General features: G+C 30.6%; 13 protein-coding genes. 3 read left to right on the top strand and 10 right to left on the bottom strand.

Features of this window, described 5'->3' with window-relative positions:
* Nucleotides 1–257, bottom strand: a 257-nt coding sequence (locus BMY79_RS12175; protein ID WP_207645451.1) for a hypothetical protein, incomplete at its 3' end; no start/stop codon positions are given.
* A gap of 196 nt (nt 258–453) precedes the next feature.
* Here BMY79_RS12175 and BMY79_RS07380 point away from each other — a divergent pair.
* Nucleotides 454–1,107, top strand: a complete 654-nt coding sequence (locus BMY79_RS07380) for a DUF1836 domain-containing protein (RefSeq protein ID WP_027422068.1) — start codon at nt 454–456, stop codon at nt 1,105–1,107.
* Between the two features lie 141 nt (nt 1,108–1,248).
* Here the strand turns inward: BMY79_RS07380 and BMY79_RS07375 are convergent, their stop codons facing one another.
* Entirely contained in the window at nt 1,249–1,548 is a 300-nt protein-coding gene (locus tag BMY79_RS07375) for a YerC/YecD family TrpR-related protein (protein WP_027422067.1), read from the bottom strand.
* A gap of 130 nt (nt 1,549–1,678) precedes the next feature.
* Here BMY79_RS07375 and BMY79_RS07370 point away from each other — a divergent pair, with 130 nt between their 5' ends.
* Nucleotides 1,679–2,527, top strand: a complete 849-nt coding sequence (locus BMY79_RS07370) for a CPBP family intramembrane glutamic endopeptidase (RefSeq protein WP_022750409.1) — start codon at nt 1,679–1,681, stop codon at nt 2,525–2,527.
* A gap of 235 nt (nt 2,528–2,762) precedes the next feature.
* Here BMY79_RS07370 and BMY79_RS07365 read toward each other — a convergent pair whose 3' ends face one another.
* Both BMY79_RS07365 and hisC read right to left on the bottom strand, forming a co-directional pair.
* Nucleotides 2,763–3,233, bottom strand: coding sequence for a COG2426 family protein (locus tag BMY79_RS07365; RefSeq protein ID WP_022750411.1), 471 nt, complete (start codon nt 3,231–3,233; stop codon nt 2,763–2,765).
* A 64-nt stretch (nt 3,234–3,297) separates the two neighbouring features.
* Entirely contained in the window at nt 3,298–4,374 is a 1,077-nt protein-coding gene (gene hisC / locus BMY79_RS07360; protein WP_074730684.1) for a histidinol-phosphate transaminase, read from the bottom strand.
* A 115-nt stretch (nt 4,375–4,489) separates the two neighbouring features.
* Here hisC and BMY79_RS07355 point away from each other — a divergent pair, with 115 nt between their 5' ends.
* Nucleotides 4,490–5,848 (top strand): MATE family efflux transporter, encoded by a 1,359-nt coding sequence (locus BMY79_RS07355; RefSeq protein WP_074730697.1) that lies wholly within the window; start codon nt 4,490–4,492, stop codon nt 5,846–5,848.
* Between the two features lie 163 nt (nt 5,849–6,011).
* On the opposite strand, the gene galT is transcribed toward BMY79_RS07355, so the two are convergent.
* The 6 genes from galT to aepX all read right to left on the bottom strand — a co-directional run bounded on the left by galT (nt 6,012) and on the right by aepX (nt 16,488).
* On the bottom strand, nt 6,012–7,565 hold the full coding sequence (gene galT, locus BMY79_RS07350; RefSeq protein ID WP_022749663.1) for a UDP-glucose--hexose-1-phosphate uridylyltransferase: 1,554 nt from the start codon (nt 7,563–7,565) through the stop codon (nt 6,012–6,014).
* A gap of 135 nt (nt 7,566–7,700) precedes the next feature.
* Entirely contained in the window at nt 7,701–8,867 is a 1,167-nt protein-coding gene (locus BMY79_RS07345) for a galactokinase (RefSeq protein ID WP_022749661.1), read from the bottom strand.
* Nucleotides 8,868–9,008: 141 nt separating this feature from the next.
* Nucleotides 9,009–12,191, bottom strand: coding sequence for a beta-galactosidase, LacZ type (locus tag BMY79_RS07340; protein ID WP_074730683.1), 3,183 nt, complete (start codon nt 12,189–12,191; stop codon nt 9,009–9,011).
* 179 nt (nt 12,192–12,370) lie between these two features.
* A complete protein-coding gene (locus BMY79_RS07335) occupies nt 12,371–13,306 on the bottom strand; it encodes an AraC family transcriptional regulator (RefSeq protein ID WP_074730682.1) in 936 nt (311 codons plus the stop codon).
* Nucleotides 13,307–13,334: 28 nt separating this feature from the next.
* Nucleotides 13,335–14,459, bottom strand: coding sequence for a phosphonoacetaldehyde reductase (locus BMY79_RS07330; protein ID WP_022749657.1), 1,125 nt, complete (start codon nt 14,457–14,459; stop codon nt 13,335–13,337).
* Between the two features lie 22 nt (nt 14,460–14,481).
* Entirely contained in the window at nt 14,482–16,488 is a 2,007-nt protein-coding gene (gene aepX / locus BMY79_RS07325; RefSeq protein ID WP_022749656.1) for a phosphoenolpyruvate mutase, read from the bottom strand.
* Nucleotides 16,489–16,793: the final 305 nt, after the last annotated feature.

Here is a 16,793-nt window from a genome sequence, read left to right as displayed (position 1 = left end):
TTTTGGTACTGACCATTTCCCTGGTACTGCGCTCCGTTTTGGTACTGATCATTTATGTTATAATGTAAACTTTCTTGACCATCATTTGTTACATTATCTTGATTATTAAAATCATTCTGTGGTGCGTCACTAAACTGATTTGTTACATTCTCTTGACCATTCTCCTCAAATTGATTTTGATTATCAAAAAATGATTCATTTTCTTTATTCAAATTTACAGGTTGGTTATTATCGTCTTTTTTTTCTAAATTTGGCATCGATTATTCTCCTCTTCTATATTATTTTTATCTCTCTATTTTATCATTTTTTATTTTATAAAAAAAGTATAAAATAAAAAAAATTTAACATTTTACGAATATTCCCCTATAGAAATATAATTTCTTTTTCTTTTTTTTCTTTTTTATCTTGTTATGTGGTTTTAATTACTATATAATGTGATGTGAGGTGTATACTATGGATAATAAGAATACTAAAGAATTTTTACAAGAACTTCTAGACACTTTACATTCAATGGATTATGTAAAATCACAAGAAGTTCCAAATATAAATTTATATATGGATCAAGTGACCACTTTTATGGAGACACAACTTGCCAACATAAAACGCCACGAAGACGATAAAATTTTAACCAAAACAATGATTAATAACTATGCCAAAAATGATCTTTTACCACCACCTGAAAAGAAGAAATATTCTAAAGAACACGTTTTAACATTGTTATTTATATATTATTTCAAGAACATTTTGAGTATAAATGATATTAAATCTGTACTAAATCCTATTACAGATAAATATTTTGGTGGCGATGGCATGAATTTCAATATGGAATCTATCTATAATGAGGTTTTTAATCTTGAAAATGAAGAATCTAAAAAGTTTTTAAAAGACGTTGGCAAAAAATACATGATTGCCACAGACACTTTTAAGGGATTTCCTGAAGAAGATCAAGATTTTTTACAACAGTTTAGTTTTATTTGTCTTTTAAGCTACGATGTTTATTTGAAAAAAATGATAATTGAAAGCACTATAGATAAAATTAATGCTACATATCCTAGAAATGTAGATACTAATAAGAAAAAGAAAGATAAAAATAAAAAAGACAGGTAAGAACGCTCTTATCTGTCTTTTTTGAAGCTTTTGTTCGATCGTAATATTATATTTTCTAATTATTTCTATTCAATATTGATAGTCTTTTGTTTTATATTCTAGTTTTTATTGCATGTATAATATTGACCACTTATTAACAAATTATCTAGTCTCTTCATCTTTCAATCTTGCAAAAACCAAATCATATCCGTCATTTCCGTAATTTAATGAGCGATTTACTCTACTGATAGTTGCTGTTGATGCACCTGTTTTTTCTGCAATGTCTAGATAAGTTTTCTGTTCTCTAAGCATTCCTGCCACTTCGAAACGTTGTGATAATGATAATAGCTCATTTACTGTACAAACATCCTCAAAAAATGTATAACATTCATCGCGATTTTTTAAACATAAAATGGCATCAAATAAATGATCGACTGCTTCTGTTTTTAGCTTTTTGCTCATCATATCTACCCCTTTTCTCATTTGGTCAATCTTTATTTTAACATATTAAAGTTTTAACGTAAAGTGCAAGTTGATTTTTTTTACATAAATGTTATATAATGTTTACAAAAAGTTTAGATTGGAGATTAATATGAAAAGAGTAGGGTTTTTCTTTGCTGGTTTTTCAGCTATATTGTTGGGATTTGCATCTCAATTTTTTTCAACGTTTTTTTACATATTTTTTAGGAAATTTTTCAATATTCTATCATTAAATCACGATTCTTTTAATATAGATACCGGATATATAATGATAATGTACTCTGTTGTTTTAATATTTTTTATGGGATTTATATATCATCATTATTTGGGTGGCTCATTTGAAGTTCCATCTGTTTCTGAATCCTATAATTGGAATATCATAGGTTGTTTTCTTTTAATACTACCTGCCACACAATTTATAGCTGGACTGGTACAGATATTTTATAATATTATTTCGCCTCAAGTAGTAGAAAACTACGAGCACATAATTAATGACTCTGGTTTGGGCGATATCAACATAGTTACAATGCAAATTTATGCTGTTATTTTTGCACCCTTAGCAGAAGAACTATTATTTAGAGGTTTTGCTTTAAGAATGTTTAAAAAATCAGTACCATTTTGGTGTGCTAATTTATTGCAAGCATTAGCTTTTGGTCTTTATCATATGAACCTTGTTCAAGGCACTTACGCATTTGCACTTGGTGTTTTACTTGGCTATATTTGTGAAGGAACTGGATCTATTTATTTTTCAATGATTTACCATATAATGTTTAACTTATGGGGAACTTTAATTACTGAAATGGCTACTAAGATAAGTATTCTCCAAGGATTCCTTGGTTTGTTATACGTTATTATGCTTTTGGCTTCACCAGCAACTTTCCTACTTACCAAAAAGGCGATTTGCACTAGACGACGCAACTTATGTTTACAACAAAAACTTGAATATCATAACATGATATAATCAAAATAGCTAGCTGGCTTATATTTTAAAAATAATTTGCATCAGACACTTCCCACTATCTGGGCGTGTTCGGGACTTGAACCCGTTAGAAACGTGCGCGCTAGGCGCTCAACACAAAAAAGGCAATATAATCAATCACGATTATACTGCCTTTTATTTTTTATTGTGTTAATTTTTATTATGTTTGTTTTTATTATGTTTGTTTTATATTGTGTTTTTTTTGGTAATTGCTTTTTTATAAAAACGCTAACCCCAGCGTTGCGAGTTTAGACGCTGATAGCATAATCACTCCTGCCAAAAAAACGCCCGACATTACAGCAATTACAGTCGATTTAAAATCCATATCTAAGATACTTGCCGCAAGAGTACCTGTCCAAGCTCCTGTTCCAGGTAATGGAATTCCAACAAATAAAAATAATGCAATAAAAGTGCTTTTTCCAACTTTCTCTTGTAATTTCTGACCGCCTTTTTTTCCTTTATTTAAACAAAATGTAAAGAATTTACCGATATATGGCTTGTCGGCCCCCCATACAAGTACTTTTCTAGCAAATAAAAATATAATTGGAACCGGCAACATATTTCCTAAAATACACAACGCATATGCTGCTAAAGTTGGTAAATGCATTTGATCTGCATATACAATAGCCCCTCTGATTTCAACTAAAGGAACCATAGAAATTAAAAACGTAATTAAATAATATAACATAGTCTTATTCCTCTCATTTTTAAATATACTCAAATAAGTTTTTTCGTTTAAAGTCTATACTATGTTACAAAACAATTTGATTTTTTTCAAGATATTTGCATAAAAATTTAATTAATTTTTTCATTTCCTCATCTGTACCAATTGTTATTCTTATATAATTATTGATTCTTTCTGGGTTAGAAAAATAACGTACGATTATCCCTTCTTCTTTAAGTGCTTCAAAAATTTCTTTTGCTTTTTTTGTTTCATGTCTTGCAAAAATAAAATTACTCTTTGAATCCTTAAAAATAAAGCCTAATTCTTTTAATTTTTCTTTAGTCCATTCTCTTGTTTTTATAATTTTATTTCTTGTTTCTTCAAAATATTCTCTATCTTCTATTGCTTTTACACCTAATTCAATTGCCATAGTATTTAGAGTATATGAATTAAATGAATACTTAACATCATTTAGATATTTTATAAGCTTTTTATCTCCTATTGCGTAGCCTATTCTTGCACCTGCCATTGAACGAGATTTAGAAAAAGTTTGAATTACTAAAACATTATCATATTTATGAGTTAATTCTATCGCGCTTTCTCCTCCAAAATCTATATATGCTTCATCAATCATAACGATTACATCTTGATTATTTTTTATTATTTTTTCAACTTCTTCAAGGGGCATTAAGACTCCTGTTGGGGCATTAGGATTTGGAAAAATAATTCCACCATTTTCAATATTATAGTCCTCTGTTTGTATTTCAAAATTATCATCGAGTGGAATCTGTTTGTATTTTATTTTTAACATATTAGCCCAAACATCATAAAACGAATATGTTATATCCGGAAATATAATTGGTTTGTCATCGTTAAAAAAAGTCATAAAACACATTGCAATAACATCATCTGACCCCACACCCACAAATACTTCCTCGCTTGATACATTATAAAACTTTGCAATTTCGTCTCTTAACTTACCAATAGAAGGATCAGGATATAATCTTAATTTGTCAATATCAAAATTTTTCCATGCTTCATAAACTCCCTTTGCTGGTGGATATGGATTTTCATTAGTATTCAATTTAATAATATTTGCCTGTTTTGGCTGTTCACCTGGTGTATATGGCACAACCTTTCTTATATTTTTTTCCCAATTTTTCATAATAAATCCTCCATATAAATCTTTCTATATATAATACAATACTTCATTATATTCGACAACTTTAAATAGAAAAAAGCTGTTGTAATACTATATTTTTCAAGATATAATGTTAGTTATGAAAAAAAATTATTTAAACGATTTACGAAATGGAAAGACATTGACTCTTTCCCAACAAATATCTTTAACTCTACACTTGAGTTTACCATCTATTTTAGCTCAACTCACCTCAGTTGTTATGCAATATATTGATGCATCTATGGTTGGACATTTAGGTTCAAATGCTTCGGCATCAATTGGACTTGTCACATCTACAACCTGGTTATTAGGTGGGCTTATTTTAGCCATTGTTGCTGGATTTACTGTTCAGGTATCACAAAGCATCGGTGCAAAAAAAGAAAGTGAAGCTAGAAACATTTTAAAACACGGCTTTTTTATTATTTTAGCTGCCGGAATAATATTTGCTTTAATCGGAACAATAATCAGTCCATCTTTGCCAATTTGGTTAGGTGGCAATTCCGATATTTGTCCTAAAGCATCATCTTATTTTTTCATTTATGTTTTTTCAATACCACTAATTTTCATTACACAATATGCTGGTGGGATGTTACAAGCGACTGGAAATATGAAAGGACCTAGTTCTGTAAATATTTTGATGTGTTTTATGGACGTTATCTTTAATTGGATTTTTATTTTCATATTGAAATTAGACGTAATTGGTGCAGCACTTGGTACTGTTCTTGCTGAATTTGTTGGAGCTATTATTTTACTTTATTTGCTTTTATTCCGTTCAACTATGCTACATTTTCAAAAAAAAGAGAAGTTTTCTTTTAACAAAAAAATTCTTATGCGTGCTTTAAAAATAGGCGCACCTGTAGCTTTTGAACAAATAATTACTGGAAGTGCTTATGTAACTCTCACTCGAATTGTCGCTCCACTTGGAAGCATTGCAGTTGCAGCTCACTCTTTTGCTATAACTGCTGAAAGTTTTTGTTACATGCCTGGATATGGAATTGAAGCTGCTTCTATGACAATTGTTGGACAAACAATTGGTGCTAAACGTAAGGAATTAGCCAAACGATTAGGATGGCTTTGCATTGTTTTAGCTATGATTATTATGGCAGGATCAGGTATTTTTCTTTATTTTGGTTCGCCAATAATGATGAAATTATTAACTTCTGATATAACAATTCAAAAACTAGGAGTTAAAGTGCTACGTCTTGAAGCATTTGCTGAACCGATGTATGCGGCTTCTATAGTCGCTTCCGGAGTATTTCGTGGTGCAGGAGATACACTTATTCCAAGCATTATGAACTTTGTAAGTATGTGGGCTGTTCGTATAACACTTGCTTATTTCTTAGCACCAATATATGGTTTATATGGCATTTGGCTTGCAATGTTTATTGAATTAAATTTCCGTGGAATCATTTTCTTAATTCGAATGATTTCCTCAAGATGGCTAAACAAGAGTTTATAAAAGCCTAAAATTAATTGATTGTACCCGATTTTTCAATCACTCACTAACTCTAGCGACTTGAAAATCGGGTACATATCATATCTTTATCGTGTCCTTTATCTAGTTTTTTATCTAGTCTTTTATCGTGTCTTTTATCGTGTCTTTTATCTAGTTTTTATCTGGGCTAGTCACCTTCATTAACATTTCTAATGAACTTAAGAAATGCTTGTCGTCCTGCTTCATCACATTTATAAACGCCTGCATCTTCAAGAACTTGTTCAAAAACTTTTCCAATTTCTTGTTTTAAAATGTTATCAATATTATCAGCATTAATATCATCATATTCTTTTTTGAACGAATCCACCCAATCTGCATGTTTTTTCAAAACTTCATCATTTCTATAATCTTCGTTATTTAACATTGCCTCTTTTAAATCGTGCATTTCCTGTTTTAATCTAGCAGGTAATACAGCAAGTCCCATAACTTCAATTAGGCCAATATTCTCTTTTTTTATGTGATGTAATTTCTCATGCGGATGATAAACTCCAAGTGGATATTCTTTAGTTGCAATATTATTTCTTAACACCAAATCTAGTTCAAATTTTGTACCACGTCGTCTTGCAATTGGTGTAATTGTATTATGTGGCTCGCCATCAGTATTTGCAAAAATAAATGCATTTTCATCAGAATACGAACGCCATTTTAATAAAATTTTATCTGCTAATTCTATTAATCTATCCTTGTTAACAGAAGTTAATCTAATAACAGACATTGGCCATTTTACTATTCCAGCCTCAATATCCTCATAGCCATCAAATTCTATTTTTTTCTCAATCTCAGCTCTTTCCATTGCAAAAGTATAGTGACCACCTTGGAAATGATCATGACTCAAAATAGAGCCACCTACTATTGGCAAATCAGCATTAGAACCTACAAAATAATGTGGAAAAACAGAGACAAAATCAAGTAATTTTGCAAATGTTGCCTTTTCTATTTTCATAGGTGTATGCTGTGAATTAAACACAATACAATGCTCATTATAGTACACATATGGCGAATATTGGAAAAACCAATCACTTCCATTAATTGTTAATGGAATTATTCTGTGATTTTCTCTTGCTGGGTGATTTACTCGTCCGGCATAACCTTCGTTTTCTTTACAAAGTTGACATTTTGGATATGCACTCTGTTTAGCATTTTTGGCTGCTGCAATCGCCTTAGGATCCTTCTCTGGCTTAGAAAGATTAATAGTGATATCTAATGTGCCATATTTAGTATCCGTTGTCCATTTTACATCTTTTTTAATTCTATCTCTTCTGATGTAGTTACTATCACAACTTAACTTATAAAAGAAGTCTGTTGCAGCTAATGATGATTCATTCTTATACAAATTGGCGAATTTTGCTCTAACCTCTGATGGTCTTGGCATCAATCTTCCCATTACTTTTGTATCAAATAAATCCCTATATGTGACAGTATTTTCTTTTATAATGCCTTTTTCATATGCATAATCTGTTATTTCCTCAAGAATTTTTGATAAGTACTCATCTTGCTGACTTTCGCAATTTATCACATCATCCTTTTTATTCGAATTATAGGCATTAATAACATCTTCTGGAATTTCGTCTAATTCTAATAATTCAAGTAAGGAATTAATAGTAAAAATTCTATCGTCCTCTGCTAACAAATTTTTGTTTTTTCCATAATCAACTAATTGTAATATTCTTTCGTAAATCATTTCCCCAATAAAGCCTCCATATTTTGTGTCATAAATTATTTATACATTTCATTACTATAATCTTTATGATTTAGTTCATTTATATTTTTAAAATTACTGTAATCTTTATGATTTAGTTCATGTATATTTTTTAAATTACTGTAATCTACATGGACCATCTCCCACTTCTACTACGTAAAAATCTGCTGCATATCCGATTTTTGCTTCATAAGCTTTTCCAACTTTTTCAATAAATTCGTCTACTGCATCGTCTTTTACGATACTAACTGTACATCCACCAAAGCCTGCACCTGTCATTCTTGAACCAATTACACCATCAATTTTAAGTGCTTCTTCAACTAACGTATCAAGTTCAATTCCTGTCACCTCATAATCATCTCTTAAAGAATCATGTGAAGCAATCATTAGTTTACCAAATTCTTCTACATCGTTGTTTTTTAAGGCTTCAACAGCTTTAATTGTTCTTTGATTCTCATAAACAGCATGCTTTGCACGTTTTTGTCTATCTTCGTCTTTAATTGATGATTTGTACATTTCAAATTGTTCTTCAGATAAATCACCTAATGTCTCTATTCCAACGAATTGCTGAATTTCTGCAAGTGCCTGCTCACATTCACTTCTTCTTTCGTTGTATTTAGAATCACCTAATCCACGTTTTTTATTACTGCATGAAATAACAATTTTAGCATTATCTAATTTAATTGGTGCATATTCAAATTTAAGTGTTGCAGTATCTAAGAAAATTGCATTATCTTTTTTGCCCATTGCAATTGCAAATTGATCCATGATTCCACAGTTAACACCGTTAAATTTATTTTCTGAGAATTGACCGATTAATGCTAAATCTTGATTTGTAACTTCAAAACCAAATAAATCTCTTAAAATATAACCTGTTAATACCTCAACAGAAGCTGATGATGATAACCCTGAACCATTAGGAATATTTCCATAAAGAAGAATATCTAAACCTTTATCTATTTTCATTCCTTTTTCTGCAAAAGCCCAAATAACTCCCTTTGGATAATTTGTCCAGTCTGCTTCTTTATATGGTTTTAAATCATCTAAAGAAGATTCTATCACACCTAATTCTTCAAAATTCATTGAAAAAAATCTAAACTTATCATCGTCTCTTTTTCTTGCTACAGCATATGTTCCTATTGTCAATGCACATGGAAAAACATGACCACCATTATAGTCTGTGTGTTCCCCAATTAAATTAACACGACCTGGTGCAAAATAAACTCTATCATCATTTCCTTTGCCATATAATTCATTAAATTTCTGTAATAATTTTTCTCTCATAATTTCCTTCTCCTTACCCTTTACACAAAAAATTTTGCTATTATTATTATACTTATATAAAAAAGAATAATCAACTTTGTAGTTTATGTTGCAATATACCCTAAGATATACTGCAACATTTTTGGTTTTTATGATAAATAATTAAATTCCTCTAAAGCAGAATTTAAATTCTAATCGATCATTATTTTTTGTATCTATTAAGTACTCTTCATGTACTTTAGCGCCCCAACTGTCATCGCCAGCTATTCCCATTTGCTGTTTAGCCACACGTACCACTGTATAATGCACTTGAGGTAATTCATACTCATGCTGAGCATTTTCAATCTCATGTGGTGTATATGGAAGAGCTGAAAATGATAATTCATCTCCAAAGAAAATCATTCCATGTCCTGCTATATCAGTAATTTTAGCATAACGAACCTGACATTTATTTCCACATTCTTGTGGCACTAAATACTTAGCCATATTGTCTGCTACCTTGTTTTTATATACTCCAAGTTTAGCGCCATTTAATCTATCCACATAAGTTTCAACCTCGCCTAAGCCATACCACTCAACATTTTCATAATCAGCATCTAGCTTAAATAACATACCAAATTCTGGCATATCTCCTAATTCTTTAACAACATCGTAGCTTAAAGTTGTCTGTATAGTACCATCTCCGAAAACTTCATATGTCACTAATACTTTTGAAGCTGGAACAGTTGGCATGTAATAAGTATAAATAATTTGAACACTATTTTCTTTCTCAATAACTTCTGGCGCAAGATTTTCAAATCCATCTTCTTGCTTACCTGAAATGTATAAACTTGCTATCTTCCACTGAGCATATCTTTGTGGCATTCTACATCCACAATCATTGTCAACTGGTGCTCTCCAGAAATTTGGCATAGGTATCTTTTCTATCATTTCACGACCAGCGTACACATATGATGTTAAACCACAATTAATAAATGAAAATAATGCTTTGAAATTTTTACCCTTAACACCAACATTAAATTTTCCGTTTACCACTTCTAATTTTTCACTGCACGCATATGACAAAGCTCTAACTTTATAAACCTTCTGGCCAAATGCTACTTCATGGCCAACTTTTGCCCATAAAGTTTCTTTTTTAATTCTAAACGAAATTGTAATAGCAAATTCTAATTTATTTTTATTCAATGAATCTGCCGCAAACTGTCTTGTTTCCATCATTTCAAGTACTTCGTTTGGAATCATAAATTCTTTTTTGCTTAATGGCTCAACCTCAATATTCAAATTAAAGGTTCTGATTTTTTGGCCGTTTTCAAGGAGTTCTAATACTGCATCATATTTGTTTGTATTTGTAAAAAGATTTTTATTTATAACAACAAATTTATTCTCTTCCACAAAATCTACAGAAATATTTTGGTAATTATATTTAACCTCTACCATTTTTGGTGATGGATTTCTTTCTCCACCGTATACTATTCCGTTTCCAGAAAAGTTATAATCTGTTGGTCTTTCTTTAAAATCTCCTCCATATGCTAAAAACCATTTGCCATATCTGTCTTTTTTATAAATTGACTGATCTATAAAATCCCAGATAAATCCACCTTGATATAATGGATTCGTATCTGTTAAATCGGTGTATTTTTTCATGCCACCACACGAATTTCCCATTGCATGAGTATATTCACAACATATAAATGGTTTGTCTTTATGCTCGCTTAAGAATTCTTTTATTTCTTCAACCGGCGTATACATCTGACTTTCTATATCAGTTGTGTCATTATATGTTCTATCTCTTGTTACTCCTTCATAATGTACTAAACGATGTTTATCAAGTTTTTTGAAAAGACAAGACATTTCATAAATATCTCTACCACCGTAAGCTTCATTTCCACATGACCAGATTAAAATTGCAGGATGATTCTTATCTCTTTGGTAACAAGAGTTTACTCTGTCTAAAAGCATCTGTTTCCATTCCACTTTATTGTATGGTAAAAGATAATCCTCTGTCGCTTTTTCTCTTAAAAAAGCATCCCAAGTTCCATGTGTCTCTAAATTATTTTCTGCAATCATATAAATTCCATAAATATCACATAACTCATATATAAATGAATCATCTGGATAATGACATGTTCTAATTGCATTTATATTATTTTTTTTCATTGTAATAATATCTTTGATTGCATCTTGTTTATTTGGTTTTCTTCCTGTAACGGAACTAAATTCATGCCTATTTACACCTTTAAAAACAATTCGTTTTCCATTTAGATGCATAACAGAATCTTTTATTTCAAATTTTCTAAATCCAACAAGCTGTGAAGTACATTCTACTAAATTGCCCAAATCATCATATACTTTTACATAAAGTGTGTATAAATTAGGTTCTTCTGCGCTCCATAACTTCATTTTCTTTACTTCAAAACTTGCGCTAGTGCTTGTATTCATAACACTGTCTACATAATTATCATTTTGAGTATTTTCACTGTTTTCATCAAAGGCAATTTCAATGATTTCTTTTCCATCAAGTAATAAATTTGCTCCATCACTTGCATTCTCAACATCGCAAACATCTTGAATTCTTTCTTTTAATTCTAGACTAATAGTTCCTTTACCTCTTGTTTTTACACCAATTTCTACATTAGCTTCACTTAAATCTTCTGACAAAACAGGTACAACTGACAAATCTTGTAAATGACATTTTGGAACTTCATATAAAAATACGCTTCTATATATTCCTGAAAATCTATAAAAGTCTTGGTCTTCACACCATGAAGATGATGTAAGTTTAAAAACAATAACAGCTAATTTATTTTCTCCATCAATCAAATAATCTGTTAAATCAAAGTCTGCTGGATCAAATGAATTCTCACTATATCCTACATACTCACCATTTAAAAATAATGCAAATCCGCTCTCTACACCCTGAAAAGAAATGCAAATTCGTGAATTTTTATCCCAATCTTTTGGTACAGTAAATTTTTTTTCATAACAAGCAATTTGATTATCCTCTGTTGGAATTTCACCTGGAATTATATCTTCTGAACCATCCCATGGATACTGTGTATTTAAGTATTGTGGCACTCCATAACCTTGCATTTGAATGTGCCCTGGGACTGTAATATCATCCCATGTTTTACAATCATAATCTTTTTTTACAAAATCTAAATCTACACTAAAAAAATTTTTGTGAAAACTAAATTTCCAAATTCCATCTAGACTTTTTCTAAGACTTGTTTCCTTAACATTTAACTGAGCCTCATTTTTATAACAAACATGATCTGAATGAGCTTTTAATCTATTTTCTTCGAAAAATTGTGGATTTTTTATTTGTGTATAGTCAAATTGTTTCATCGTTTTTATTTCCTCCATAAACCTTTCTAATATGTTCTTCTCTAAAAGCGTTGTCGTTAATATTTTTAAAATTAACCGTCCTCGCCTTCATATACATATTTTACACACATTTAGAGAAATTTATGGTTTCTTAGTAAACTAAAAAAGTGCAAATTCGACCATTTTGCACTTTTTTATCATTACCAGCCCTTTAAAGCTGAAATTCTGAAATTTTTTAGTTTACTTGTATAATTATTAGGATTTATTTTCCATTGATACGGAGATGTATCTAAATACTTTTTAAAGTTTCGATTGAATGTAGAAGTCGTCTGATAACCACATTCAGCTGCAATAACATCCATTGAATAATTTGTTTTTGTCATAAGTTCACATGCCTTTTGAATTCTAACTAAATTCACATATTCCATTGGAGTCATTTTTATATTTTCTTCAAAAATACGTCTAAAATGAGTTTCACTCATACCACAAATGAAAGCTAACTCTTTAGCTTTTATATTGCGTGAATAATTACCATCTACATAATCAATAGCCGGAACTACTTGTGTAAGACTACATGAATCAATTTTGCTTTTAACCTCATCTTTACATTCACTATGAATTCTTATTATGTCAATGATTAATGTCTTTATCATTAATTCAACTTGATCTTCGTAGCACATCTTTTTATTGCGTAGTTCTTCCATTATGTTTTTTACAGTCATTGTTATTGTAGGATATTCACTTTCTCTAAGTAAATCTGCGCTACGTGTGACTATATCAAGCATTTCTCTTTGTTTTTTTAAATTAACTGGATACAACTCCTTAATAAAATACTCTGGATCAAAAAATACATACTCCCAATAATCTTCTTTTTTGTCACTTAGCGTTGTATGCGGATAATTTGCTGGTATTATACTCAACATTGAATTTTCATATCTACAACGATTTTGATCTAAAATCAAAGTTCCATTACCAAACCTACAATATCCTATCTCCATTAGATTATGAAAATGCAAAGACGCAGTATCTTGCCCATATACTCTGATCCACTTCTCCCCAAGTAAACCTAATACATGGCAATCCTCTGGTACATCATAAAATCTAAATTCAACTGTTTCCTTTCGCTTTCTGCCCATTATTAATCGCTCCCCTTATATCTCATAATCAATAACTTATTATATCATAATTTAATATTTTCTTATATAGGATATCTAAATTTTTATCTGTTACTATAAAGGGATGATTTTTCATTCTATCTGCATTAACACTTGAAATTAATTCTTCAATTTGCTCTTCAGTTACTTCTGGAATTTCTAAATCTAATTTATCAAAAATCATATCTAATTTATTGCAGGCTTCCTCTAACGTATCCACTTTAAAAACATTCGCAATTTCCTTTAATATGTCTTTTGTATATTCTTTTCCACGCTTATCTATACATTCTAAATCGTCAATATTTTCTACCATCCATCTAAAAATAATTCGATTACACAATATCGTAGCATGGCCATGGGCCAAACCATACATCGATGTGATTTTATAACACATTGCGTGTCCGGCTGTAGTTTTAGCTATATTTATTGCCTTGCCTGCAAAGTACGAAGCCTCAAACATCTTCTTATAAGCAATTTCTTTTTTCTTTAAGTCTGCATTCTCATTCAAATAATCATCCATATATTCAAGTATAGTCTCTAGTGCATCGTGACTATAACAGTGACTTTCTTGGTTTCCATTAACCGACCAAAACGACTCAAGTGCATGACAAAAAGCATCCATCATCGTTACTTTCTTTTGATAGATTGGAAGATTTTCCAAAAAATGATAATCAAAAATAACTTCTTTTGGAATACATCTTTCATCTTCAATAGACAGCTTATTTCCATCTTTGTATATAACTGCAAATTTTGTTGCTTCTGAACCAGTTCCAGCTGTTGTCGGAACTGCAAGAAATGGCACGTTTTCTTTATCTAAATTGTAAAATTTTATGCATTTAGCAACATCCATTGCAGAGCCTCCACCTATAGCAATTAGAGAATCGCATTTTTCTTTTTTAAATTGCTCATACGCTTTCATAACCTCTTCATAGGTTGGATTTGGTGTAAAATCCGTAAAATGTACACTTTTAGTTTTCTCCATCAGCTGTAATATTTTAGGATATCTTTTGATTGATCTTAAAGTCACTATCATCACTTTTGATTTAGTACTTATCCATTTTTCTAAAATCTCACATAACTTAGAATAATCTGATTCTTTTTCTTCTGTTTTAATTTTTATTATTTTTTGTCCCATGTTTTCCCCTTTTCAATTAATATTATTCTCCTGGTATTAAATTAATTATCTCTTTAATACTCATGCACTTATCGTCACATTCCTTTGCTCTGCTATTTCTTAAAATCGTCTCTGCTGCATCTTTCATAGCAGGGAAGCCCGTTCTTGTTAATTGATTAGCATAAATAACTATATTTGCCCCTCTTTCTTTAAATTCATCCTCATAAACCGTATTAAATGATGTAGGCACTAAAACTATTGGCGTAATAGAATCTTTTTCTCTAAATGCCTTTAAAAACTCAAATATCTCTGTTGGATCTTTTTTTCTACTATGAATCATAATGGCATCTGCTCCTGCTCTAACGAATGCAAAAGCTCTTTTTAATGCATCATCTAGTCCTTTTTCTAAAATAAGCGACTCTATTCTTGCACAAATCATAAAATCACTCGTCTTTTGTGCTTCTTTTCCTGCTTTTATCTTTGCACAAAATTCATCTATAGGCGCCTGCGTCTGTTCTACCTCTGTCCCAAAAAGACTATTCTTTTTCAAACCAGTCTTATCTTCAATAATTATCATCGATACGCCCATTCTTTCAAGGCTTCGGACCGTATACACAAAGTGTTCCGTAAGTCCACCAGTATCTCCATCAAAAATAATAGGTTTGGTAGTAACTTCCATTATGTCATCTATTGTTCTATATCTAGACGTCATATCAACTAATTCTATATCTGGCTTACCTTTTGCCGTACTATCACAAAGAGATGAAACCCACATTGCGTCAAACTGCTTAACTCCACCATTACTAAATATCTTCGTTTGTTCTACAATAAGACCTGTTATACCGCTATGTGCCTCTAATGCAGTTGCAAAACCTTTCATCTCAAGTATCTTTTTTAATCTTGCACGCCTAAAATCAGGAAGTGACAATTCACGCCTTGTCCTTTCCTCTATAACTTTATAACGTTCTCTATTCGAATATGGATATTCAACTAACCTACCACCATACGACGCCAAAATTGTAACAACTTCATCTCTTATTGGCTTTTGAAAACCTTCTTTCCAATCATCACCATGGACAACAATATCAGGCCTATATTTTAAAAGATTATCTTTATACGAAAGAGTTTCTTGATCAACAACTTTATAAACTCCCGAAATACTTTCAAAAATAGCCCTTCTTTCTTCTATTGGCACAAGTGGAAATCTCTTATAAGTAGCCACAACCTCATCTGATAAAACCCCTATAATTACTCTACCTAATTTTTTTGCTTTTTTTATTAACTCAATATGTCCTTCATGCAAGATGTCTGCTGAAAATACTAAATATACAGTTCTTATCGATAACTGGCGCACCTTTAACGTCGCAACTAACAAATCATCTGGATTATCTACTTCTTCACACAAGGCTTTTCCTATGTCTAATGGAAAAATATTACAAGCACCATCTAACTCATTTAATGCATTCTCCGCATAAACATCTGTTACTCCTTTTTCACAAAATTCAACAATCTTTTCTAGCCATTTCTTCCAATCTTCTTTTTTTAATTTATAAAGTGGTTGTGCTGCAACTGATTTATTAAATAAATCTACGCCTACCTTATTAACCTTTCCATCTTTTATAGTTGCCTTAAAATCTTTTTCAGGAAGAGGCAAAGACCTTGAAACTACCATACACGAATTTTCAGAATTAACAACATTATCAAGCACTTCATTTTCTATTACTAAATCTCCATGCATCAAAATTATATCATCATCTAATGCCTCTCTCGCACAATAGATACTATAAATATAATTTGTTTCCTGAAACTTTGGATTTTTCACATAAGAAATATCAATCGGCAAATCAAGACTTTCGCAATATTCCATTAGAACACTATCAAATGCTCCCGTTGTAATTACTACTTCTTTTATTCCGCTTTCTACTAATTGCTTCAACTGTTTCGATATTATTGTTACTGATGGAGATATTTCTGTCATACATTTTGGCTGTTCTTTTGTATAAATTCCCATTCTTTTTCCTAAGCCAGAATTTAAAATTAGAGCTTTCATAATATTCCTCCTAAATTTGTATATATTAATCAAATTAATGTACTTATATTTATTTAATATCTTTTATTATATTTACATCTTTATATTATTTATCTGCGTGTACTTCCCCTTAAATAAACACTTCATCACATACTTATATCGAGAATTATACTAAACTTTATAATATCTTTATAAATATAACCTGATTATAAAAAAAAGATATCACCATTGTCTCTTCCGTGAGACACTATAGTGATATCTTTTTAACTATTAAACTTAGTTTTTAAAAAATTATTACATCATAACTTTCAAAATATTATCTTTTA

This window comes from Lachnobacterium bovis, from assembly GCF_900111325.1.
In the GTDB taxonomy this organism is placed as follows: domain Bacteria; phylum Bacillota; class Clostridia; order Lachnospirales; family Lachnospiraceae; genus Roseburia; species Roseburia bovis_A.
The sequence above is the reverse complement of the archived record's forward strand: the minus strand, read 5'-3'. Positions and strand labels throughout refer to the sequence as shown.